This window comes from Bacillus sp. 7705b, from assembly GCF_002289525.1.
Taxonomy (GTDB): Bacteria; Bacillota; Bacilli; order Bacillales; family Bacillaceae; genus Bacillus; species Bacillus halotolerans.
In genome coordinates, this window is record NZ_NSDH01000045.1 from 40,112 (window position 1) to 64,506 (window position 24,395).

General features: G+C 45.8%; 22 protein-coding genes. 6 read left to right on the top strand and 16 right to left on the bottom strand.

Annotation, left to right across the window (positions count from 1 at the left end):
* Positions 1 to 89: 89 nt before the first annotated feature.
* The 5 genes from pruA to CJU60_RS17370 form a co-directional block, all read right to left on the bottom strand.
* Positions 90 to 1,637, bottom strand: a complete 1,548-nt coding sequence (gene pruA / locus CJU60_RS17350; RefSeq protein WP_044161972.1) for an L-glutamate gamma-semialdehyde dehydrogenase — start codon at positions 1,635 to 1,637, stop codon at positions 90 to 92.
* 16 nt (positions 1,638 to 1,653) lie between these two features.
* Positions 1,654 to 2,565 (bottom strand): proline dehydrogenase PutB, encoded by a 912-nt coding sequence (gene putB / locus CJU60_RS17355; protein WP_081638229.1) that lies wholly within the window; start codon positions 2,563 to 2,565, stop codon positions 1,654 to 1,656.
* Positions 2,566 to 2,753: 188 nt separating this feature from the next.
* Complete coding sequence (locus CJU60_RS17360; protein ID WP_024120156.1) at positions 2,754 to 3,536, bottom strand: nucleotidyltransferase domain-containing protein; 783 nt, start codon at positions 3,534 to 3,536, stop codon at positions 2,754 to 2,756.
* 81 nt (positions 3,537 to 3,617) lie between these two features.
* The gene (gene cah, locus CJU60_RS17365) at positions 3,618 to 4,574 is read right to left on the bottom strand and encodes a cephalosporin C deacetylase (RefSeq protein WP_095714442.1); all 957 of its coding nucleotides are present in this window, start codon (positions 4,572 to 4,574) and stop codon (positions 3,618 to 3,620) included.
* Positions 4,575 to 4,730: 156 nt separating this feature from the next.
* The gene (locus CJU60_RS17370; RefSeq protein ID WP_095714443.1) at positions 4,731 to 5,681 is read right to left on the bottom strand and encodes a LysR family transcriptional regulator; all 951 of its coding nucleotides are present in this window, start codon (positions 5,679 to 5,681) and stop codon (positions 4,731 to 4,733) included.
* A gap of 115 nt (positions 5,682 to 5,796) precedes the next feature.
* On the opposite strand from CJU60_RS17370, the gene CJU60_RS17375 reads away from it, so the two are divergent.
* Complete coding sequence (locus CJU60_RS17375) at positions 5,797 to 6,558, top strand: class I SAM-dependent methyltransferase (protein WP_095714444.1); 762 nt, start codon at positions 5,797 to 5,799, stop codon at positions 6,556 to 6,558.
* A gap of 26 nt (positions 6,559 to 6,584) precedes the next feature.
* On the opposite strand, the gene CJU60_RS17380 is transcribed toward CJU60_RS17375, so the two are convergent.
* Positions 6,585 to 7,145 carry a shikimate kinase gene (locus CJU60_RS17380; protein WP_024120152.1) on the bottom strand — a complete coding sequence of 187 codons (561 nt, stop codon included), beginning with the start codon at positions 7,143 to 7,145 and terminating at the stop codon, positions 6,585 to 6,587.
* A 415-nt stretch (positions 7,146 to 7,560) separates the two neighbouring features.
* Between CJU60_RS17380 and CJU60_RS17385 the strand changes: the two genes are divergently transcribed.
* Entirely contained in the window at positions 7,561 to 8,349 is a 789-nt protein-coding gene (locus CJU60_RS17385; protein WP_095714445.1) for a sugar phosphate isomerase/epimerase family protein, read from the top strand.
* Between the two features lie 54 nt (positions 8,350 to 8,403).
* A complete protein-coding gene (gene tmrB / locus CJU60_RS17390; protein WP_095714446.1) occupies positions 8,404 to 8,997 on the top strand; it encodes a tunicamycin resistance ATP-binding TmrB in 594 nt (197 codons plus the stop codon).
* 83 nt (positions 8,998 to 9,080) lie between these two features.
* Here the strand turns inward: tmrB and nadE are convergent, their stop codons facing one another.
* Both nadE and CJU60_RS17400 read right to left on the bottom strand, forming a co-directional pair.
* On the bottom strand, positions 9,081 to 9,899 hold the full coding sequence (nadE, locus tag CJU60_RS17395; protein ID WP_095714447.1) for an ammonia-dependent NAD(+) synthetase: 819 nt from the start codon (positions 9,897 to 9,899) through the stop codon (positions 9,081 to 9,083).
* 133 nt (positions 9,900 to 10,032) lie between these two features.
* The gene (locus CJU60_RS17400) at positions 10,033 to 10,629 is read right to left on the bottom strand and encodes a DUF1989 domain-containing protein (protein ID WP_044161986.1); all 597 of its coding nucleotides are present in this window, start codon (positions 10,627 to 10,629) and stop codon (positions 10,033 to 10,035) included.
* A 129-nt stretch (positions 10,630 to 10,758) separates the two neighbouring features.
* Between CJU60_RS17400 and CJU60_RS17405 the strand changes: the two genes are divergently transcribed.
* Positions 10,759 to 12,099, top strand: coding sequence for an amino acid permease (locus CJU60_RS17405; RefSeq protein WP_044161989.1), 1,341 nt, complete (start codon positions 10,759 to 10,761; stop codon positions 12,097 to 12,099).
* A 1-nt stretch (position 12,100) separates the two neighbouring features.
* Here CJU60_RS17405 and CJU60_RS17410 read toward each other — a convergent pair whose 3' ends face one another.
* From CJU60_RS17410 to CJU60_RS17420, 3 genes are all read right to left on the bottom strand, one after another.
* Positions 12,101 to 12,862, bottom strand: coding sequence for a YqcI/YcgG family protein (locus tag CJU60_RS17410; RefSeq protein WP_095714448.1), 762 nt, complete (start codon positions 12,860 to 12,862; stop codon positions 12,101 to 12,103).
* Between the two features lie 69 nt (positions 12,863 to 12,931).
* Complete coding sequence (locus CJU60_RS17415) at positions 12,932 to 13,561, bottom strand: LysE family translocator (protein WP_059334450.1); 630 nt, start codon at positions 13,559 to 13,561, stop codon at positions 12,932 to 12,934.
* Positions 13,562 to 13,635: 74 nt separating this feature from the next.
* Positions 13,636 to 14,100 (bottom strand): MarR family transcriptional regulator, encoded by a 465-nt coding sequence (locus tag CJU60_RS17420; protein ID WP_059334449.1) that lies wholly within the window; start codon positions 14,098 to 14,100, stop codon positions 13,636 to 13,638.
* Positions 14,101 to 14,212: 112 nt separating this feature from the next.
* Here CJU60_RS17420 and bmr3 point away from each other — a divergent pair, with 112 nt between their 5' ends.
* Positions 14,213 to 15,751: a multidrug efflux MFS transporter Bmr3 gene (gene bmr3 / locus CJU60_RS17425; RefSeq protein WP_044161999.1), complete on the top strand. Its 1,539-nt coding sequence runs from the start codon at positions 14,213 to 14,215 to the stop codon at positions 15,749 to 15,751.
* 40 nt (positions 15,752 to 15,791) lie between these two features.
* Here bmr3 and CJU60_RS17430 read toward each other — a convergent pair whose 3' ends face one another.
* The 5 genes from CJU60_RS17430 to CJU60_RS17450 all read right to left on the bottom strand — a co-directional run bounded on the left by CJU60_RS17430 (position 15,792) and on the right by CJU60_RS17450 (position 23,089).
* A complete protein-coding gene (locus tag CJU60_RS17430; protein ID WP_095714449.1) occupies positions 15,792 to 17,417 on the bottom strand; it encodes an L-lactate permease in 1,626 nt (541 codons plus the stop codon).
* Positions 17,418 to 17,449: 32 nt separating this feature from the next.
* On the bottom strand, positions 17,450 to 18,415 hold the full coding sequence (locus tag CJU60_RS17435; protein WP_095714450.1) for an L-lactate dehydrogenase: 966 nt from the start codon (positions 18,413 to 18,415) through the stop codon (positions 17,450 to 17,452).
* Between the two features lie 367 nt (positions 18,416 to 18,782).
* On the bottom strand, positions 18,783 to 20,783 hold the full coding sequence (amyE, locus tag CJU60_RS17440) for an alpha-amylase (RefSeq protein WP_095714451.1): 2,001 nt from the start codon (positions 20,781 to 20,783) through the stop codon (positions 18,783 to 18,785).
* A 265-nt stretch (positions 20,784 to 21,048) separates the two neighbouring features.
* Complete coding sequence (locus CJU60_RS17445) at positions 21,049 to 21,540, bottom strand: DUF6773 family protein (protein ID WP_024120139.1); 492 nt, start codon at positions 21,538 to 21,540, stop codon at positions 21,049 to 21,051.
* A gap of 115 nt (positions 21,541 to 21,655) precedes the next feature.
* Positions 21,656 to 23,089: a YfcC family protein gene (locus CJU60_RS17450; RefSeq protein ID WP_095714452.1), complete on the bottom strand. Its 1,434-nt coding sequence runs from the start codon at positions 23,087 to 23,089 to the stop codon at positions 21,656 to 21,658.
* A 127-nt stretch (positions 23,090 to 23,216) separates the two neighbouring features.
* On the opposite strand from CJU60_RS17450, the gene CJU60_RS17455 reads away from it, so the two are divergent.
* Positions 23,217 to 24,368: a M20 peptidase aminoacylase family protein gene (locus tag CJU60_RS17455; protein ID WP_095714453.1), complete on the top strand. Its 1,152-nt coding sequence runs from the start codon at positions 23,217 to 23,219 to the stop codon at positions 24,366 to 24,368.
* Positions 24,369 to 24,395: the final 27 nt, after the last annotated feature.

Below are 24,395 nucleotides of genomic sequence, written 5' to 3' on the forward strand. Positions count from 1 at the left end.
GTGTGTTTTCTATGGCACTTCCTCCTCTTTTTTATAGTATATGGATGAAATGGACACCCCCGCAGGGAGGATGCCCATTTAGTCCCGCTTTAGAACATTTCACTGATTGTTTTTGCCTGCATGTGCAGTGCCAGGTAATCCGGACCGCCGGCTTTTGAATCTGTGCCGGACATTTTGAAGCCGCCGAACGGATGGTAGCCGACGATGGCTCCTGTACAGTTACGGTTAAAGTACAGATTTCCAACATGGAATTCTTGTTTTGCACGCTCAATGTGCTTGCGGTTGTTTGTGATCACCGCTCCCGTTAAACCGTACTCAGTATTGTTGGCCACTTCTAATGCTTCATCAAAGCTTGATACTTTAGAGAAAGCGACAACAGGCCCGAAAATTTCTTCCTGCATGAGTCTTGCTTTTGGTTCAAGGTCAGCGAAGATCGTCGGTTTGATGAAGAATCCTTTTGAATCATCACCAGTGCCGCCGCTTACTAATCGGCCTTCCTCTTTTCCAATCTCAATATAACTCATAATTTTATCATAAGAACCCTGGTCAATGACAGGTCCCATGTAAACATCTGCGCTGTCAGGGCTTGCCGTTACTTTAGATTCTGTAATTTCAATAACGCGCTCTAATACTTGATCATACACTTTTTCATGGACAACAGCACGTGAACCCGCAGAACATTTTTGGCCCGCAAAGCCGAATGCAGATGTAAAGATGGATTGAGCCGCCAATTCAATGTCCGCATCCTCATCCACTACAACTGTATCCTTACCGCCCATTTCAGCGATAACACGTTTTAAGTGCTGCTGGCCTGGCTGAACTTTTGCCGCACGTTCGAAGATTCTCGTACCGACTTCTCTTGATCCCGTAAACGTGATAAGGCTTGTTTTTGGATGATCAACAAGGTAGTCACCGACTTCCGCTCCGCTTCCAGGAACAAAGTTGACAACGCCTTTTGGCAGACCGGATTCTTCAAGAACCTCAACGAATTTCGCAGCAATGACAGGCGTTGCGCTCGCAGGTTTAAGAACAACTGTGTTACCGGTAACGATCGGTGCTACTGTTGTTCCCGCCATAATCGCGAACAAGAAGTTCCAAGGCGGAATAACGACTGTTACGCCAGTCGGCGTGTATACATATTGGTTTTTCTCGCCTTCACGGCTGTTGACCGGTTTTCCTTTTGCCAGTTCAATCATTTGGCGTGCATAATATTCCATGAAGTCAATCGCTTCAGCAGTATCAGCATCAGCCTCGTTCCAAGGCTTCCCTGCTTCTTTCACGAGCAAAGCGGAGAATTCATGCTTTCTGTTGCGGACTTTGGCAGCCGCGCGGAACAGGACAGCCGCTCTTTCTTCCGGAGACGTGTATCTCCACTCTTCAAAGGCTTTAGCCGCAGCTTCAATTGCTTGCTCAGCGTGCTCTTGAGAAGCTTTTGAGACTCTGCCGACTACCTCTTCTTTATTAGCCGGGTTAATGGAAACGATCTTCGCTTCTGTTTCCACTCTTTCACCGTTGATGACAAGCGGATAGTCTTTTCCTAAATATTCGTTTACTGTCGCAAGCGCTTTTTTAAACGCTTCTACGTTGTTTTGGTCTTGGAAATTTGTGAATGGTTCATGTTTGTAAGGTGTTGTCATTGTAATCTCTCCTTTTTTACTTCTTCGTCATTCCTTTGAAAGCAAATGCAATGTTTGACGGACGTTCTGCCAGGCGTCTCATAAAGTAGCCGTACCAATCCTCTCCGTAAGGCAGGTAGACTCTCATGTTATAACCTTCTTTTACGAGGCTGAGCTGGGTTTGCGACCGCATGCCGTACAGCATCTGGAATTCAAACATGTCATTGGAAATGCCGTTTTCCCTGGCAAGCTGCTTTGTATAATCGATCATTTTATCATCATGTGTCGCAATCGCTGTGTAGTGACCATTTAAGAGCTGCTTTCGGATGATTTTTTTGTAGTTCTCATCGACATCGCTTTTTTCCGGAAAAGCCACTTTCTCTGATTCCTTATATGCTCCTTTTACAAGACGAAGGAACGGTTTCAAAGAATCCAAATCGTCAATATCGTTTTCCGTCCGGTACAGATAGGCCTGTAACACCGTGCTTACATACTCGTATTTCCTTCTGAAATCCTTGAAAATATCAAGCGTTTTCTGGCATCTGACCTCGTCTTCCATGTCTATGGTGACCATGACTTTATGCTTCTCGGCCGTCTGGACGATTTTCGTCATATTTTCATACACCAGATCCATATCTATATCGAGACCTAAAGACGTCATCTTTAAAGAAACGTGTGAGTTCAGCTGCTGATCCGCAATAGTCTCAATGGTTTGGATGCATTCTTCCGTGCGTTCCCTTGCGACCTCGGCGCTGTTCACAAACTCGCCTAAATGATCGACAGTAACTGACAAGCCTTGGCTGTTAAGCTGTCGAATTGTCGGGATTGAACTGTTAAAATCATTCCCGCCGATAATTTTACCCGCTGCCACCCGGCTTCCCCAGTTTCTCGCCATCTTATTGAGAAAGCCGCTTTTGGATAAAAATAAGAAAAAATCTCTTGTGATCACTTCCAACCTCAACACCCCGCAATCTAAGAAGTATTTGTATGAGTTTATTGTAAATGGACAAAACCACCGTTCACAATATTCTCAAAATACAAAGATTCTGATTATTTTTGTGGGTTTCTCACAATCAGATAGTTAGAAAGTCGGGGGACTTCCTGTCGAAAAATGGAGAGAGGAAGCGACAGTAAACATCAGCTTCCTCCATCATTCCACACTTCTTCAACAGTATTCAAAAGCAGACGATTCAACTCAGGAGTGATATCTTTTTTGATGATTTTCAGCGTTTTCGCTGCCTCCATAATCCTTTCAATCTCCGTTTCAATGAATTGGTGAATCACATGAATTCTTGCTTCTAGATCCAGTTCTTCACCTTTTCTTTTGCGCTCAAGCAAGGTTTCCATCTCTGCTCTCAGTTCGGGTTCCGTAATCAATTCATTCATCAAAACAGTAAAATCCATCGGCGGAATGGTTCCGTGCTTTTCAATCCACTTGCACGCCAGTATCGGCCGCAGCACGTAAAAATACTTTTTGATTTTCACCTCTTGCCCTTGCAGGTAATCCTTGACGTTTCTTTTTGCCATATTGATATAGTGATACACACTGGCTTCAGGCTTAAACGCTGTGCTTCGCAGCTTTCTCAGCTGCTCTGCGGTCGTAAAAGCTTCGTAATACACAATGTCCGAGGACAGCCACTCAAGCAGCGGAGGGTTTGATTTTTTGAAAAGACGCAGCGTTTTTCTCAGTTCCCAGCCGCTGATATCCAGCAAATCGTGGATCGGCTCTTCAATGACATCCCGCTCCTGCTCGATTGAAAAATACCATTCCTTTTTCGGCACATAAATAAAGCGGACATCATAATCGCTGTCTTGCGACGGGAATCCCCAAGCACGGCTCCCTGATTCAACGGCATACACGATTTTAACGCTGTATTCCTGCTCAATTCGTTTTAGTTCATCAATGATTCTTTGTTTCATATATATTCGTCTCCCGTCTTTTCTCATTCCGGCTGTTTGCAGAAAAAAACCGCCCGATGATGCGGCGGCTCTTCACGTCTGTCAGCCTTTAAGATGCTGCTTAAAGAAGGCAAGCTTTTCCGTTTGAAAGGCAGGGATATACTCATGCCCAAAGTAGCGGTACACCTTCAGCTCTTTTTCTGTCTCCAGATGGTTATAGGCCGCAAACACAGTAGAAGGCGGCGTAACCTTGTCAATCAGCCCGATCGACATCAGTACAGGCACCTTCACCCTGTCAGCCAGATTCATAATATCGAAATACGTTAGTGTATTCATGGCCCGCTCTTCTGTTTCCGGGCTGCCATTTCTTCTGAAGAAGGAATTGATTTCGAGATACGGCTGTTCAAGCGCCACATCGATGGCCCGATCGAAATTGCTTAAATAAGGATAATCAGCAACAGCGGCTTTCGGAATATCTGACAGAGCCGCGGCCGCAATGGTTAAGCCTCCGCCCTGGCTTCCGCCCGTCACGCCGATTCTCGTTTTGTCGACTTCATCAAAGCTGCTGATGACCTCAAGCGCGCGGACGGCGTCCAAATAAACTCCCCGGTAGTAGTATGTATCTTTATCAAGAATTCCTTTCGTCATCCAGCCCAATGCGTGTCCGTGCGGAGAAATACTGGTATCCTCGCTGCCCTGCTGGCCGCGGACAAGCATGCCGAACGCAGCGTATCCGTGCAGCGCCCAATTGACCATTTCATGAATTTCTCCGTCATAGCTTGCATTGTAGCCGTGATATTTCACGATCGCCGGATGCGGGCCTTCTTTGTCAGGCACCGCATACCATCCGGCAATGCTGGCATTCCCAAAACTTTTATATGTGAGGCGGTATACCTTTACCCCGTCAGCAGGATAATCAACCGGCTGTAAGTCAGGAACTGCTGGAACTTTGGCAAGCTCATTCAAAGAGGATTTCCAAAACTCAGAAAAATCTTTTTGGGCAGTTTTGTCAGGCTTATACGTTTGCAATTGGTCGAACGGCATATCGAATAGTTGCATTTCCGATTATTCTCCTTTGTTTAATAAGATTTAGTTATTCTATACTATCACGTTTTGAATCTATTTTCTAAATTTTTTAACATCTGTTTTCTGATTCACTCCCTCGACGTGCATTTGTTCTTGTGATGAATATCCTTCTATCCTTGAACACCATATTCACTCTTCTTGATCAAACGTTTGTTTAACCGATTCCCGGCTCAGTTCCATAAAGGCCTGAGCGGTCAGACTGACATAGCGGTTCTTTAAAAATACAAAAACCAGAGTGCGTGAAGGCGCGGATTGAAGAGATAAATAGATGACACCCGGGTCTTTGTCTCTTTTGACCATATTTGGCGCCAGTGTTACCCCCAAACCGTTTGCCACAAGGGATTGCGCGGTTTCGATGTGGCTCGTTTTAAACGCCGCGTGTGGCTTAAAGCCGCTTTCCGCACATAGGTCAAGTACCGTCCGGCGAAAACCGTAGCCCTCCTTCAGCAAAATAAAAGGAACGTGCTTTGCCATCTCAAGCGGCACGCACGGCGGCCGGCACCCCTCTCTTTCCAGCGCTTTATCAATCAGTGCAGTCATGTCAGGCGGCATCCACCTTTGTTTTTCCTTTGGTACGGCAAGAACAATCGGCTCCGTCAGCAAGGGTTCGATGGAGAGCCTCTCATCCTCAATCGGCAAGGATAAAACAGAAAGATCAACCTCTCCCTTTGCCGTCATCTCCTCTAAGGCAGCCGGGTCTTTTTCGATAAGCTGAACCTCCACACGGGGATAACGCGCCAAAAACTGCTTCAGCAGCGGAGGAAAAATATATCTCCCTGTTACAGCCGGAATCCCGATCGAAAGCTTGTGTCCCAGTCCTTGAGAACGCTCCTGCATCTCCCGCAGCAAGTCATCCCTTGATAGAATGATGTCCTCAGCCTTTTCAATAAAACGGCGGCCGTGCGGTGTCAGCGTAACAGAGCCGTGTGACCTGTGAAAAAGAGTAAGCCCAAGTTCCATCTCCAGCTTTTTGATTTGCTGGCTGAGAGAAGGCTGGGCGATATGAAGGTGCTTCGCCGCTTTTGTAAAGCTCTGTCGGCGAGCAATTTCCGCAGCATATTCCATCACTTTAATATCCATTTCAGCCTCCATAGGTTGAAACTATCGAATTCATCATTTTTATATCTTGGACGAATCATAACAGACATTGCTAACATAATCCATATCACCACCAAAAATGAAGGAGATGGTTCACTTGCCAAATGAAACTCCGTTTTCGAAAAATGCTGAGATGTACCGTGATGAGAAGGTATTTGCTGAGGGTGAAGATTTAGCGATGCTGATCAAAACTGCGGAATGCCGTGCAGAGCAGCGAGTGCTTGATGTCGGAGCGGGAGCGGGCCATACAGCGCTGGCTTTTGCCCCTTACGTCCAAGAATGCATCGGCATTGATGCGACGCAAGAAATGGTTGACGTCGCTTCATCTTTTGCGAAAGAAAAAGGCGCTGGCAATGTACACTTTCAGAAAGGAACGGCAGAGGAGCTTCCTTTCCCTGACGATTCATTTGATGTCATCACCTGCCGATATGCGGCTCACCACTTTTCCAATGTTCATCAAGCCGTCAGTGAAGTTGCACGCGTGCTGAAAAAGAACGGGCGGTTTTTCCTGGTCGATCACTATGCGCCTGAAGCTCCTGATCTTGATGAGTTTGTCAATCATTTGAACCGGCTCAGAGATCCTTCTCACGTACGCGAAAGTTCATTATCGGAATGGCAGTCAATGTTTACGGCCAACCAGCTTGGCTATGAAGAAATCCAAAAGTGGAATTTGCCGATTGAATACAACAGCTGGATCAAACGAGGCGGAACCCCCGCCGATCGGGAACAGCGTATCATCAGCCATTTGAACAACGCGTCTGACGAAGCCCGTGACACCTTTTGCCTCGAATTGAATCAAAACGGAAAGCCTGAATCCTTTTGCTTAAAAGCGATATTGATCCAAGGCGTGAAGCGATAAAAAAAGCCGTGCATACCGCACGGCTTTTACATTGGCTGATAAAGATCCCAACCGATTTTTAGCGTCTCCACAATGTAATCTGCAATCTCTTCAGGAGCAAGGTTGTCTGTTTCCACTTTTGAATTGTGCTTGTCATAGATGACTTTTCTCTCGTTAAACAGCTGCTCCATTTCATCCATTGACCGGTTATGCAGCACCGGACGGCTTTCGATCAGCAAATCCGCGCGCTGCTTCCAGTTCTCCCAGGACAGATCGAGGTGAAGCACCAGACAATGTTCGAGACAGCACTTTCTGATTTCCTCTTGTTTAAAAGAGCCTCCGCCAAGTGAGACAATTTTAAATCTTGTATGGTGACATAGATTCAGGATATATTCTTTTTCTGTTTTCCGGAAAAAGTCCTCACCTTTTTTTTCAAACATCTCAGGGATCGACATGTTGAAATCCTTTTCGATTTCTTGGTCAATATCGATAAAATCTCTATATAATTTCTTAGCGACCAATTGGCCGATTGTCGTTTTTCCTACACCCATGAATCCAATCAGGACGATATTTCTTTCTCTTACTGGGATGGCTCGTTTAGCGTTCATCTTCGGCGAAATCCTCCTAAGGAATGAAAGTTTATCTTCATTATATGCTGATTTTGCGAATATTTATATAGGTACCGGCTCGGGCGTCCTCTATTTCATTGCCAGCCGTTCAAGCTTTCCTACAATAAGCTAACAGAACCGCTCCGTTATACGAGTTTGCCGCTCCGCAGTCAAGATGTTATTAGCCGTGATGCAGCATAAAAGATGTAACATGACGAAACGTCGTATTTGAGCAGTCGGCTCCGTTTCTTTTTTGCGTTCAATCACCTTCTTGGCCGGATGACATTCATTGTACAACATTTTCAGAAATAATTTAACACTTCGACGCAAAAAAGCATTAAATGATTAAACCTCCCTTCACTCTCTGCGTTTATCCGTTTTTCATCAGGGAAAAAGATGACGGGAGGGATGTGAGATGAAAATAAGCTTTTGTACAACCGGATGTAAAAAGCAAAATGTAATGGACGTCATTTCCTTTGCGAAGGAGCAGTCCTTTGACGGGATTGATTTGTGGTACGGCCACATCGAACAGTATGAACAGGACTTCGGGCCGCTGGACAGCCTTTATACCCTGCTGCAGCAGCATAAACTGAAGGTGCCCGCGGTCAGCTTATACACCGATTTTGTGACACAAGGAGAAGAAAAAACAAAAGAAGCAGTGAGAAAAGGGCTTCGGGCGGCGAGACAGCTTCACAGCCCGCTTATTCGCGTATTTGCCGGCAATCAGGCGTCAAACAGAACGTCACCGGAAAAATGGCTGCGTGCGGTTGAACAATTCCAGCAGGCTGCCCAAATGGCAGACGGCTATGAGGTGAATATCGGTCTGGAAATTCACTATGATACGTATGCCGATACACCTGAAGCTGCTTTAACATTTTTGAAGGATGTCGGCCATCCGAGACTCCGAACGATTTTTGACGGGTCAAATCTGCACGTGAACCGAATTGACCAGCTGCCCGCTTTAGAAAAAACCTTTCATAAGGTCAGCCATATCCATTTGAAAAACTACCGCTGGAACTTTGATAACTGGTATCTGAGCGAGCCAACTCCGATTTTTCAAGGAGATCTCGATCAAAAAGCATTTTTAAAAGAGCTGATGAACAGACAATATGATGGTTTTGTTTCTCTTGAGTATTTTGGAGAACATGCCTTTACGCATATTAAGGAATCGCTCCACGAATATACGTCTGTTTTTTCCCGCTGACTCTTCGATCGAAGGGTCTTTTTTTGTATCATAAACAAAAAGGGGGATATCATGATGATCATTTGGATAAATGGGGCTTTCGGTTCCGGAAAGACACAAACAGCGTTTGAACTGCACAGAAGGCTGAAACCGTCTTACGTATATGATCCTGAAAAGATGGGGTTTGCGATGCGTTCGATGATACCGCCGGATATCGCTAAAGATGACTTTCAAAGCTACCCTCTGTGGCGGGAATTCAATTACAGCATGCTTTCCTATTTGTCAGATACATATCAGGGCATCATCATTGTGCCCATGACCATTACGAACGATCAATACTTCGATGACATTATCAGCAGGCTGAGCCAGGACGGCCGGACCATTCACCACTTTACCCTGCTGGCTTCAAAGGAAACATTGCTGAAACGCCTGCGCACCAGAGCGGAAGGAAAAAACTCCTGGGCCGCAAAACAAATCGACCGCTGCATCAACAGCCTGTCTGATAGCCTCTTCACAGAACATCTCCATACAGACCAAATGTCTATCCAGCAGGTCGCAGAAACGATCGCTGCCCAAGCAAATCTGCCGCTTGAGCCTGATTCGAGAGGCAGACTGCGAAGATTCACCGACAGATTGATGGTGAAGCTGAATCATATCCGCATCAAATAAAAGACGTTTTGAAACCATGTCCCTGATACATGCAAATGGATCAATAAATAAAAAGCCCACTCCAAGAGTGGGCTTTAATCATATTATTTCCACCAGTCATCAAACATAGAAGCTGGGACCTGGCGCTTATGCTCCGTCACGCTGAAGCGTTTCTCCAGCGCTTCTGACGCCTTCGCCGATACTTCTTTTCCTTCGAGATAATCATCAATCTCATCGTAGGAAATGCCAAGCTCAGTTTCATCGGACTGCTGCGGCTTTTCATCCAGCAGATCGGCAGTCGGTTCTTTTAAGTATAAGCGTTCTGGGGCACCCAGCTCTTTCAGCAGGCTTCTTCCCTGGCGCTTTGTTAAGCCTGTCAGCGGCAGGAGATCTGCGCCTCCGTCACCGTATTTCGTAAAGAAACCAGTCACGGCTTCGGCCGCATGGTCTGTTCCAATCACAAGAAGGCCTTCTTGGCCGCCGATTGCGTATTGAACAATCATTCTCGTTCTCGCTTTTACGTTTCCTTTATTAAAGTCTGTCAGCTTATCGCCTGTCTCTTGCTGATATTGATCCGCAAAAGCGCTGACTGTTGATTGAATGTCAAATTTCCAGGATTTATCCGGCTTGATGAATTTCAGAGCGAGCTGAGCATCATCTTCATCCTGCTGTGTGCCGTGCGGAAGACGGACCGCGATAAATTGAGCATCTCCGCCCTCCTCGCGAATGCTTTCCACCGCAAGCTGAGCAAGTCTTCCCGCAAGTGTTGAATCCTGTCCGCCGCTGATGCCAAGCACAAGTCCTTTAGCGCCGGTTTTCTTTACATATTGTTTTAAAAAATTGACTCTGTCCTCAATTTCTTGCTTTGGATCAATTGAGGGTTTCACATGTAATTCACGCATAATCTTTTCCTGCATGCTCATCCCAATCATTCCTCCTGTACATTTTCGCTTGTTTCTTACTGTTCATTTCCCCGAATCAATGAAAATGAATCATGACTGTTATGTATCCATATTAACTATAGCACAGGTCTTATTTCATAGTGAATAAGAGAGATCAGCTGACTTCAACCCGTATGGACGTCACACTGTCGCCATTGCACTTTCCTTTTTCAATCGGGCAGGAAGAAAACGCGACAACCAAATCCATCTCCGCTCTGAGTCTGACGTAATCCCCGGCATTTGACAGCGGCGTTTCCACAGACAGGTTCCCCTTCTCATCCAGAACGGTATTCATAAAAATCGCAAACGGATAATGCATATGCGGCTTCGGCACGCCGAACTGCTCAAGCGCCCGGTTCATATTGTCATAACACGTATCCTGGAACTCGTCCTTTTGTTTTCCGTATAACAGCCTGTTCATATCAGGACGGCAGGCCGGCAGAAGCAGGTCATGCTTGCCGACTGTATCCTCAATGAGCGTCAGCATCGGTTTATACAAATTAGAGTAAATATGATCGTTGACCTTCACATGAATAGAATGATTGGCATCAATGGTCGCTCCCTGATCAAGATGCTCATAAAAATCCTTTGCGTGGTACGCCACAAAATCAGCAACCTGCTGCCCCTCTACATCAACCACCTTCAAAATCTGGCCCTTTTTCAGCTTCAGGCCGAGCCCTTTCTTCGGCTGAACGATATATTGCTGTGTCATCCGCTTCGCTCCTTTTTCTATTAGTATGAACGTTTACCATCGCCTCCATGTAAAAAGAGGCAAAAATCCGATGCATATAAGCCTTGCGCGGGTTGCAATCTAACCTTAGATAAAAGGGGTTGAATGTAAATGAGTCAAACAAAAAAAGACCAAGAAAAAGGAAATCTGGCTTGGTGGCAGCTTTCATTAATCGGGATAGGATGCACAATCGGAACAGGATTTTTTCTCGGTTCCAGCATCGCAATTGTGAAAAGCGGATTTTCCGTTCTGCTTTCATTTCTAATTGGAGCGATCGGCACGTATTTTGTATTCGAACAGCTTGCCAAGCTGTCGGCAAAGCAGCCTGAAAAAGGCTCGTTTTGTGCGTATGCGCGAAAAGCGTTTGGCAGATGGGCCGGCTTCAGCAACGGCTGGGTGTACTGGTCATCTGAAATGCTGATTACCGGAAGCCAGCTGACAGCCATTTCGTTATTTACGAAGCATTGGTTTCCTCAAGTGCCGCTGTGGGTATTTGCCTCCATCTATGCTGTACTGGGGCTTCTCATTATTTTTACCGGACTTTCTGTTTTTGAAAAAACAGAAAACGTGCTGGCAGTTATCAAAACAGCCGCTATCTTCATGTTTATCGTGATTGCCATTCTGGCTTTGTGCGGCATATTGTCAGGCGGAAAGCCGGAGGTGCAGATTCCGAATGAGACGAAAGAATTTTTCCCATTCGGAGCTATGGGACTGTGGACAGGCCTGATTTATGCATTTTACGCGTTTGGCGGCATTGAAGTCATGGGGCTCATGACGGTTCATTTAAAGAAGCCGGAGGAAGCCTCAAAATCAGGAAAGCTGATGCTGGCAACGCTGGCGATTATTTATATCATTTCAATCGGGCTCGCTTTGCTACTAGTTCCTTTACACAAGTTTACAGAACAGGACAGCCCGTTTATTACGTCTTTAAAAGGATTTCATCTCGAAGTGATCCTTGATATTTTCAACGGCATTTTTATTATCGCGGGTTTCTCGACCCTTGTCGCTTCACTCTTTGCTGTGACAACATTGCTTTGTACGATGGCCGATGACGGCGACGCGCCGAAATGCTTTACTCTAAAAGAAGGCAAAAAAATATGCTGGCCCGCGCTCGGATTAACATTTGCGGGGCTTATCGTGTCTATCGTACTGTCTTTAGTGCTGCCTAAAAATATATATGAGCACATGACAACAGCGGCCGGGCTTATGCTTTTATACACTTGGCTGTTTATCCTGTTCTCCAGCAAAAAGCTGACCGATCCGGCAGCCATGGCGAAAACGCAAATTTATTTGGCGACAATTCTGATCGCGGCGGCTGTGTCCGGCACGCTGTTTGAAAAATCAAGCCGACCCGGATTTTTTGTCAGCTTGGGATTCCTAGCTGTCATTGCCGTCGTCACCTTGATCTATCAAAAAAAGCAGGGACACAAAGACCGCCCTGCCAGCTCGTGAACTATTTCATTTTGTTAAACATGTTCTTTAAATATGAAAACGGGCATTTTGATACCTGTTTTTCATCATCCCGGAGAAAATACTGTTTCCATTCCCGGTTATCCTTTCCTCCGTACCAGCCTAAATGCGGATGAACCGGGGCTTGATCATAAACCTGTAAACGGGATCGGATCAGCCTGCTCATGTTTCGGCCAGATGCGGTTGAACCATTTAGATCTTCAAACACCCATCTTGGCTGGAACGTGATCATAAAATAAGGAAAGCTTCGGCTTCTCCTCGCATCATGAGCCGGCGTTGCACACAGAATAAAATACGGCTCACCGTCAAAACAAAACTCCCATTTATAATGCTCTGGATCGGCCGGAATATCTGCCGGCCACTCTTTTTCATCTTGTTCGCTCAGTCTATTTAAAAAGCGCCAAAACAGCTCTTCATACGCTTCAATGGAATAATGCTCAGCCAAATCCTCCGGTGTATCAAATAACACAACCAATGACGTATACTTCCCGGTGTCTCGCGAGATATTCCCATACTCCGCAAGCAGCGGCGCCAGTTCCTCCACCGTACCGTTTTCTCTGGGATCTCCTGCAAAAGCAATGCGAAGCTGATCAGTCAGAAATGCCTGACGGCCGGGAATACACGGGAACGTATCCGCGTCATCCGCCAAAGTTTCTGCTAATAGCTCAAAAGCGATTCTTTGCCATTCCGGGAACTCAGCTTGATTCCGTTCCAGAAAACTTTTGGTGTATATCCCTTTCACCATTGATCCACCTCCAGTATCATCTGGATACTATATTAAAACTGGAGGCGGCAGGTGACTGTCCTTCATGAATCAGCCCAGTAACTGTTTGATGCCCTGATAACCGAAGTAAAAGCCAAATACAAGGAGGGATACACCAGCGATTCCGGTCAATCCCCTCAATAGCTTTTCATGAAGCAGATTTCTGAACATGCTGGCTGTGATAGCCATGCAAAAATCCCAGATTAAAATGCCGATCATGATGCCGGAGCTATAGATAAGAAGCTGATTCATATTGTAGGCCTCTGCTGTTTTCGCAAGTATGCTCCCGTAAATCCCAAGCCAAAAAAGGATGCTCAATGGATTTGACAGTGAAATGAGAAAACCCGAAGCGAACGTTTTCCTGTATGAAGCTTTTCCCCGTGTGCTTCGCACATCCATCGGTTCTCTGACATTTTTCAGTGTTTCAATTCCCGTATAAGTCAGTACAAAAAAGCCAAAGAGCCACAAAAACGTTTTCACAAACGGAGCGGTCAAAAACTGTGACAGACCGAAATAGATGAAAAGCATGTACAGTCCGTCAGCTGTCATGGCGCCTAAACCAAAAATCCACGCATGCCAAAACCCGTTTTTAATGCCTTTATCAATTTGCGCCGCATTGACAGGTCCCACAGGCGCAGACAAGGACAGCCCCAGCACAATATAACTCAAAAAAATGTTCACCGGCCCGTACTCCCCTCTCTTACTCAACTTGTACAATTTATTCGGGAACGGGCCAAGCTATGCACAAAAATCACCTATTGTTTCAAGCGGTCAAGCTCTTCCTCCATAATATCGGAGGCTTTGCCGATAAAACCGAAAATCAGTTCCAATTCCTCCTCCGTATACTCGCGGCACAGATCCATCGTGGATTCTGACAGTGAACGGAACAAGTCTTTCACGTGCTGTTTAGAAGCGGTAAGAGGCACGATAATCACTCTTCTGCGGTCGTTCGGGTCCTTTTCGCGGGCCACATACCCCGCTTTTTCGAGGCGGTCAACAAGTGCCGTAACGGAACCGGTGCTGAGTCCCGTCTTTTTCCCCAGTTCGCCGGCCGTCATTGGTCCTGCTTCATTTAAGATGTCAGCTGATTTCAAATCGGTGGGAAACAGACCGAGAGCTTGAGCTGCCGCCTGATGAAACAGAATGGTTCTAGTGCCCAATTTCCGAAATAGCTGAACGGCGGTCTTTTCCAACTCACTTCTGGAATTTCTTGTTGACAACTGACAGTCCTCCCTATAGAATCGAATTTATCTTGATAATCGAGATATTTAACGATCAAACTATTATCATGATATCAGAACTTACATAGAAAAGTAAGAGGAGGTAGAACAAATGGACACAACATCAGCAAAACAGGCTTCCACCAAATTTGTGGTTCTCGGTCTTTTGCTGGGCATCTTAATGTCCGCGATGGACAATACGATTGTTGCCACAGCGATGGGCAGCATCGTGGCTGATCTTGGAAGCTTTGATAAATTTGCATGGGTAACTGCATCCTACATGGTAGCGGTGATGGCTGGAATGCCGATTTACGGCAAGCTTTCCGACATGTACGGCCGAAAACGTTTTTTCCTGTTTGGACTTATCTTTTTCTTAATCGGGTCGGCATTATGCGGAATCGCACAAACAATGAACCAGCTGATCATCTACCGGGCCATTCAGGGGATTGGGGGCGGAGCGCTCCTGCCGATTGCCTTCACGATTATCTTTGATTTGTTTCCGCCGGAAAAACGCGGAAAAATGTCGGGCATGTTCGGCGCTGTATTTGGATTATCAAGTGTTCTCGGCCCGCTGTTAGGCGCTATTATCACAGACTCTATCAGCTGGCACTGGGTGTTTTACATCAACGTCCCTATCGGTGCACTGTCATTGTTTTTCATCATTCGCTATTACAAAGAATCGCTGGAGCATAAAAAACAGAAAATTGATTGGGGCGGCGCGATTACTTTAGTCGTATCCATTGTGTGCCTGATGTTTGCGCTTGAGCTCGGCGGCAAAACATACGACTGGAATTCGATTCAAATCATTGGCCTGTTTATCATTTTCGCTGTTTTCTTTATTGCCTTTTTTATTGTGGAGCGAAAAGCGGAAGAACCGATTATCTCCTTCTGGATGTTTAAGAACCGCTTGTTTGCCACAGCGCAGATTCTCGCTTTTCTTTATGGCGGAACATTCATTATTTTAGCAGTGTTTATTCCGATTTTCGTACAGGCGGTATACGGCAGCTCAGCGACAAGCGCAGGCTTCATTCTGACACCGATGATGATCGGATCAGTGATCGGAAGTATGATCGGCGGAATCTTCCAAACGAAGGCAAGCTTCCGCAATCTGATGCTGATTTCCGTCATATCTTTCTTTATCGGCATGCTGCTGCTTTCCAATATGACGCCGGACACAGCGCGCGTATGGCTGACTGTCTTTATGATGATTTCAGGCTTCGGCGTAGGCTTTAACTTCTCGCTGCTCCCGGCAGCATCCATGAATGATCTTGAACCTCGTTTTCGGGGAACGGCCAACTCCACGAATTCATTTTTACGATCATTCGGCATGACGCTCGGCGTCACGATTTTCGGCACGGTTCAGACGAACGTATTCACAAACCAGCTCAGCGATGCCTTCAGCGGGATAAAAGGCTCCGCCGGCTCAGGCGCTCCGCAGAATATCGGTGATCCACAGGCGATTTTCCAAGCCGGCACACGATCACAGATCCCTGATGCGATTCTGAACCGGATCATCGACGCCATGTCATCAAGCATCACATATGTCTTTTTACTTGCTTTGATTCCAATTGTTCTCGCGGCGATCACCGTTTTGTTTATGGGAAAAACAAGAGTCAAAACAACTGAGGAAATGACGAAGAAAGCAAATTAATACAAAAAGCAGTACACCTCGGGTGTACTGCTTTTTTCTATTAAACACCTAATCTTGCAAGAATAAACGTCCATATGCAGATGATCAATAGCAGAATCAGACTGTACATCACTGTCCGTTTAAACAGCTTTGATTCCTTCCCTGTCTGGCCGACCGCGGCAGCGGCAATGGCGATAGATTGCGGAGAAACGAGCTTCGCCATCACCCCGCCCGCCGTATTTGCGGCTAACAGCAAATCAGAACCGGCACCGATCTGTGCTCCGGTGACAACCTGCAAATGCCCGAACAGAGCGTTATTGCTGACAACCGAGCCAGTAATGAACACGCCGATCCAGCCGAGCACAGGACTGACAAACGGGAACAAATCACCTGTTTTCGCCAGTGCCAGCCCGATGGAAGAGCTGAGCCCCGCGAAGTTGGCCAGATTGGCAAACGCCATCACAAAGCAGATCGTGACAATCGGCATCCACAGTTCTTTCCCTGTCTCCTTCAAGCAACTGAAGCCATCCCGATAAGAGAAATTTTTGCTGAACAGTCCTGTAACGATGACTGCGGCTAAAATCGCTGTACCTGTCGCCGATAACAAATCGACTTTAAAAATCGCATCAAGCGGCATGGCAGATGGGGCAATTGGCGGCATTTTCATAATTTGCTGATGCAGAAAAGGCATCTTGAGCAAAAGCGTTGTCTGATAGAAGAGCCCGCCTTCTTGGAAAAGCGCTTTGAATGCAGGAAGGCTCCAGATGGTGATTGCCGCAGTTAAAATGTAGAAAGGAGACCACGCTTTGGCAATGTCTGCGGCGCTGTATCTCTTTTTCTCACCGGTTTCTTCGGCTCCCTGCTCACGGTAAATCTGTTTTGGCTGCCACTTGCGCAGGAAAAGCGCAAGCCCGCCCATACTGAACAGCGCCGCCAAAATGTTAGCTAATTCCGGTCCGAGCACAGCCATTGTCAGCGTCTGAACCGCTGTATATATACCACTGACAACCAACAAGGCAGGCCACGTTTGTTTGATTCCCTTCATCCGGTCTAATAAGAACACGAGTAAAAACGGAATCAGAAAAGTAATCATCGGCAGTGTCCAGATCAATGCCCGAGACAGCTCAAGAGAAGACAAGTCTCCAATTTGCGCGCCTGTAATCACCGGTATCCCGATCGCGCCAAAGGCTCCAGAGGCAGCATTCGCTATCAAACAGAGCGCCGCCGCCTTTAACGGTTTAAAGCCAAGTTCGACGAGCAGCGCCGCACTAATTGCAATCGGAACACCAAAGCCGGCCGTGCCTTCCAAAAATGCGTTAAAACAAAAACCGATTAATAATAGCTGTAATCTTTGGTCAGGCGAAATGCCGGCAATGCTGGAACGAATAATGGTAAACTTCCCGGTTTTCACAGCGATTTTATAGAGCCACACTGCCATCAGGACAATGTAGCCGATCGGCCACAAACCGCTTCCGATGCCTAATAAAACAGAAGAAACGGCTTTTTCAACCGGCATATGAAATGCCAATACGGCAACCAAAAAGCTGGCGGCTAGGGTCAGAAATGCCGCAAGAATGCCTTTCATCTTAAAAACGGTTAAAGCTAAGAGAAAAAAGAGAATCGGTGTGAGCGCAACCAGTGCGCTCACATACTCGTTTCCAAACGGATCATACAACTGCTCCCACATTGACAATCAGCCCTTTACTCTATAGTTGCGTTCTAGTTGACGTTTTGTTCTGCAAAATGCGGTTTCAAAATGTTTTTGAGCACGTTGGCGCTGTGGTTGAACTGCTCTTTTTCTTTCTCATTTAAGTTCAGCTCAGTGATGCCAGCGATTCCGCCGCGATTGACGACAGCCGGCACTCCGATGTACACGTCATCTGCTCCGTATTGTCCGTCCAAATATGTGCTGACTGTTAAAATGCTGTTTTCATTATGAAGAATCGCTTTTGTGATTCGCGCAAGGCTCATGGCTACCCCGTAATATGTCGCGCCTTTTTTCTCAATGATATGATAAGCGGCGTTTTTCACGTCATCCACGATCTGTTCAAGCTCTTCTTGTTTGTATGCTTCGTTTTTCTCAACCAGTTCACTGACCGGCACTCCGCCGATATTCGCGTGGCTCCAGACAGGAAGCTCAGTATCGCCGTGTTCGCCGATAATATGAGCGTGCACATTGTGTGCTGCTGCACCGAAGTATTCGCTCAGCATGTAACGGAATCTCGCAGAATCAAGTGTTGTGCCGCTTCCGATCACTCGCTCTTTTGGCAGGCCGCTGAATTTCCATGTTGCATAAGTCAGAATATCAACCGGATTTGTCGCGATTAAGAAAATGCCGTCAAATCCGCTCGCCATGACTTCGCTGACGATTCCTTTGAAGATCTTTAAGTTCTTTTCTACTAATTCAAGGCGTGTCTCACCAGGCTTTTGGTTTGCGCCGGCGCAGATGCAGACAATATCAGCATCCTTGCAGTCTTCATATGTTCCGAAAGATGTTTTGACCGGATGCGGCGCAAACGCCTTTCCGTGATTTAAATCCATTACATCGCCCATTGCTTTTTCTTTATTTAAATCAATGACCACAAGTTCATCTGTGATCCCTTGGTTAATTAACGCAAATGCATAACTGCTTCCAACAAAACCCGCTCCGATTAAAGCTACTTTATTTACACGTTCGTTCATCATTTATCCTCATCCTCCAGTGTTTGTTTATCTTTGGTGTTTGTTTGTGAAGTATTTCACATTTATATTGTGCAACATTTCACAAACTTTTGCAAGAGAAAAGATTTGTCTGATTTATGAACAAAAAAAGAAACTATCTATGATAGTTTCTTACCGTTTTCTTGGGTGATTTTCAGCATGAGAATCGCAAGACAAAGAAGGAATGTTTGTTAGTTTCTTTCGCTGCATTCCTCAAAAAGCATTGTATCGGGCAATGTGAATGCTCATTATTTATCATGATTGTGACGCATCGATCTGACATTGCCGGAGTCTATACATGGTGATCTCCAAACAGATAAAGTAAGCGATTGTTCACTTTAGGGTATTGTTGTTAACGAAATGTCCGGACTAAATGGGGCAAAGAACCATTTAAGCCAGAGTCATTATATAAACCATTTTGCACGTAATCAAAACCAGGTTGATTCTGGCCAGGTACTTGGGCGCTGCCGTTGTTAAAAATCACTTTGGCGTTTTTTGTATCAGTATCCGCCGATAACGTCAGAGTGTAAATGCCGTCTGCATTCTTACTCATTGCTTTTCCCGGCCAAGATCCGGTCAATTCTATTGCCTGCCCCCCATTCTCCTTGTATACATATGCATTAACTTGACCCCAATTATTTTGGTTTAGATAGCCTATTCTTTTCTCAGAAGATGGGTCTGTTTTTACAAAAGTGTATTCTTTTGTCCCAGATGCTCCATTACTGTTCGTTCCTTTTAAAGTGATCTTGTATGTTGTATTAAACGGTTCCCCTTTTCCGATCGTTAATTGATCTCCATCCTGAAACTGTGTCTTCTCACCATGATTTATTTGATAGACAGCTTTTGCGGTATGAGCGTCGGCACGCAGAGTTACCGTTAGCTGATCATCATAGAAAGAATGGGTTACACCTGTTTGATAATTCTCGAGGAAGACATTAGGTACATTTGCGGTATCTTCCGCATAAAGCACAACCACACCTCTGCCGCTGATTGTACCTGTCAGTGTGCCATCTGTTACTTTAAAAGAACCATCCCCGGCTTTATTATCGTAGCTGCCATCAGGTAAATCCGTTGAAGTATGAATGGAAACTGGTGATGAAGATGCATTTGCCAAAACAGCACCTTCAGGGCCGCGCTGATTCATGAATATCTGATTGTTTCCATCCGGGTTAGAGAGTTTCTCAGGCTGTCCGGCCATGCCATTATGAAATGTATTGACTGCAGCGATGGCTTGATCTTTAAATAAAGCACTCCCGCGATCACCTAATTGACTTTTCCCAGGGAATCTTACACCATTTCCGCCGCCCTCAGGTCTGGAGAAAAACAAGGGTGTACTTCCTGAACGAGAAGCAATAATCGCCCAGCCTAAACGAATATCATCATCGCTCATCCATGTAGATTCTTCATCATCATTGGCATACGTATCATGCGATTCCACCCATGTGACCAAATCATCCGCAGATACATGAGATGCATAATTGGAGATGTTCGATGTGCTAAAATTGCGATTCTTTAAAGCAGACCTTATGGAATGCCCATAGTTTGATGCTGTGACATTCATATAATTCGCATATGCAGCATCTCTGGAGGCACTGTCTTGTAATATTTCTCCATATTGGAATTCTGCAGAAGTATCTGTGATATTCGGCCAAAAATGACTGCCAAAATCACCGTCATCCGGAAGCTCTATATGCTTGGCCGCATCATACCTAAATCCGTCAGCACCGTCATCCAATGCTCTTTCCAGAAAATGTTTCAGATATGACTGTACTTGTGTATTCTGCGTATTCCAATCATAAAGCCCCAGCAATGAATTCTGCGTGACATCCCTTCGATCGGACCAATTTTTAATTTGTGTGTTTCCATGCGTCCAATTTGAAATACTTTTAATTTCATTTGAAATCGCAGCATAGTCACTGGTTGTGTGATTGATGACGGCATCGACAATAACCTTCACGCCATATTCTTCAGCCGTCGCACACATTTCTTTAAACTCTTCCTCGGAACCCAAGTACCTGTTGCCAATCTGGTAAGAGGTCGGCTGGTAAAGCCAATACCAGTTCCCCATGCTTTTATCTCCATTATTTCCTTCCTTTACTTGATTAATAGGAGACGTCTGAATGGCAGTATATCCTGCATCATGGATATCCTTCATATTATTTTTCAAGGTGTTGAACGACCAATTCCAAGCATGAAGAATGGTCCCGCTCTTTATTGATGGCGCTGTATATTCATTTGATTGGTTCGCGGTCTCTGCATTTACAGCCACCGGCCCTGCCAGAATCAAATGAAACAGCAATAATAATCCAGCGAATAACGGCAGTAAAGAGGTATTTAATCGTTTTTTAGACATTCTGGACACTCCTTATTTCATTTTTCATTTCTGAAGACTTACTGCGGAGTCAGAAATCCCTCTTACTCAATCCTTCCACTTCCTCCTTTCAGACGAATGTGAAGACTGGAGAATTTTGTTAACGCTTGCATTTTAAACTATCATACTCTCTCTATCAAAACAACTTGATAGAGTCATTTCCCAAACAGACATCTCGAGCCATTTTACATTCTTAAACAGCAAGTGGAGATATTGTCTGATTTATGAACAAAAAAAGAAACCATCTCTATGATGATTTCTTCTTAAACTCCTTTTTTACCGTTCTTCTGTAAGACAGCTTCACGATTCCGAATCGAAGCAGAAACAGAACGCCGCCGCAGACGATAAATAGGAGAAACATTTTCAGCCAAGCGAAGAATGTATGGGGAACTCCCCTGTCATACATCGTAAGCACCACTACCGCAAAGGCGACAGCTATTGATTCTATGAACTGCTGCTTCACCCGTTTATGCAGTTCTTCCTCGGTGTCTATTCTCGGCATCAGCATTCCAGAAGCTGATGCCCTGATGCAGTAATATAAGATGATAATGAACAAAAACACAAGGCTCGAGACCCATTCTTTAAACGGAAATTCAAACATAATGCCGCGGATGATCACATCCAGGAGCGCAAACGCCCCGGCTAACTTGCCGATATCCGACCAGATCTTTTGTTCTTTTTCTTTTACTCTCTTATTTTTCCCATTCACGCCTGAAAGTCTGTTATGCAGATTATTCATGACCTTCCTCCCGCACTTTTACGAATGGCTTATGGCTTACATGTTACAATAACAGCCTGCGCTTCTGCAACGAATAAATGAAAAGCCCGCCGTACAAGCCGGCGGGCAGCAATGTTTAAAACGGCCCCCAATTGATCAGGACACCGATACAAATAAACACAAGCCCGATTAAGAACCAAATCAGAGCGAGCGGCAGCATAAACCGAAGCCACTTGACGTACGGAATTCCGCTGGCGGCAAGCACTGCCATCAAAACGCCGGACGTCGGGTTCACACAGTTGACGACCCCTTCTCCAAGCATAACCGCTTCCACCGCGACCTGTCTCGTGATGCCCATCAAATCAGCGAGCGGCGCCAGAATCGGAATGAACACAACCGCTTCGCCCGATCCTGAAGAGATGAGAAAATGAAGCAGAGCGCTGGCGATATACATGCCGATTGCGCCGGCCATCGGACTGAACCCGTCCAAAACCGAAGCCAAAGCATTGACGACTGTATCCAGCAGCTTCCCATTTTCAAGAATGACAGAAATGCTCCGCGCCACCCCGACAATCAGCGCACCGTATACAAGGCTCTGACAGCCGGTAATAAAAGTTTTGGCAATATCGTTTGCCGCAAGTCCTCCAATGAATCCGGCAAGGACAGAAATAAAAATAAACGTCGCAGCCATTTGGGAATCTGACCAGCCGAGCTTCAATGCGCCGTACAAAAATCCGATCAGCGACAAACCCGCCACTCCCAAAATCAGCTTATGGCGAACGGTAAACGGCACAGACTTATCTTCTTCTTGATTCGCATCGCTCAATCCTGCCGCCGGGAACCAGTTTGTGCCTAACACACTGGCATCCTTTGATTTCTTTAATTTTCTTGTATACCAATAGATATAAATAATAGAAGACACCAAAAAGCATAAGTATATGACTACACGAAGGCCGATCCCCGAAAACAGAGGCAGCTCCGCAATCGATTGCGATAAGCCAAGCGGAGACGGTGATAAAATGGTAGAGTTAAACCCGGCATAGCAGCCAATATAAATAACAGCCGCACCCGCGACCGCATCCCATTTTAAGGAGCGTGCGACAATAAGGCCGATGGGGATGAATCCGATCACTGAATTCACGACAATTCCAGTCGTTCCAAGAATAGAAAACAACGCACCGACAATACAAATAAATAATAATTGCTTTGTGCGGAACTTGCTGATGACATTGTAAATCAGTCCGTTGATGGCACCTGTTTTTTCTAAAATAGCGATCGTGCCGCCTGTGAATAAAATCAGAAAAATAATAGGCGCTGATCCGACCATTCCATCCTGAAGAGAAGTGAAAAAGCTGATCAGGCTGACCGGAGACTGTTCAATTGAATGGTAGCTTCCCGGCACCGCAGTGGTAACCTCCCCCTTCGTCACACGGTCAAATTCTCCCGCCGGCACAATATACGAAGCAACGGCGCAAATGAAAGCGATGATAAATAAGAGGACATAGGCGTCAGGCATGTTAAAGGCGGTGCGTTTTTTCTTTGGCTGTGTTTCGGCTGCTGGCATACTCATATTTCGATTCATCCCCTCTTTTAGAAAATATCTATTATTCTGAAAAATATAAATATGTGCTATATTATAAACAGCCTATCTACCTGTTTCAATATAAAAAAAAGGAATGAAGGAGGTTTTTCTTCCCATGCAAAAACTCTCAGAAGAAATGAAACAAACCGTAATGCACATCTTTGAACATCTTCACGCCAACCCTGAAGTCAGCTGGAAAGAATATGAGACAACTGAATTTCTTAAACAAAAACTCGAAGATGCAGGGTGCCGCACGCGCACGTTTCCAGATTGTACCGGAGTTGTCGGCGAAATAGGTTCGGGTTCGCCTGTTGTAGCTGTCCGCGCTGACATTGATGCATTATGGCAGGAGGTCAACGGCACATTTCGCGCCAATCATTCCTGCGGGCATGATTCGCATATGACAATGGCTTTAGGTACGTTAATGCTGCTGAAAAAACAGCCGCAGCTTCCGAGCGGAACGATACGTTTTATCTTTCAGCCCGCAGAAGAAAAAGGCGGAGGCGCTCTGAAAATGATAGAGGAAGGCGTGCTTGATGACGTCGACTATTTGTATGGCGTCCATGTCCGTCCAATTCAGGAAACCCAAAACGGACGCTGCGCCCCATCCATTCTGCATGGGTCAAGCCAGCACATCGAAGGCACAATCATCGGAGAGGAAGCTCATGGCGCACGGCCGCATCTTGGCAAAAACAGCATCGAAATCGCGGCATTTCTCGTCCATAAGCTGGGGCTGATTCACATCGATCCGAAAATCCCGCACACTGTCAAAATGACAAAGCTTCAAGCCGGCGGCGACAGCTCCAACATCATTCCCGGAAAAGCGACCTTCAGCCTTGACCTGCGGGCGCAAACAAATGAAGCCATGGAGACGCTGATCGCTGAAACAGAAAGAGCCTGCGAAGCGGCTGCCGCGGCATTCGATGCGAAAATTGAACTTCACAAGGAACACAGCCTTCCAGCGGCAACACAAAATAAAGAAGCTGAAGGCATTATGGCTGAAGCAATCACAGACGTTATCGGAGCTGATCAGCTCGATGAACCGCTTGTGACAACCGGCGGCGAAGACTTTCATTTTTATTCTGTGAAAGTGCCGAACCTTAAAACGACCATGCTTGGCCTCGGCTGCGGACTTCAGCCAGGACTCCATCACCCGCATATGACCTTTGACAGAAACGCGATGTTTACCGGGATTCACATTTTAGCAAACGCCGTGTTAAAAACGTTCCAAAAAGCCGATACACTCGCATCAGCCAACGCTTCTTAAATCAAAAAAGCAGCCTGCGAACAGGCT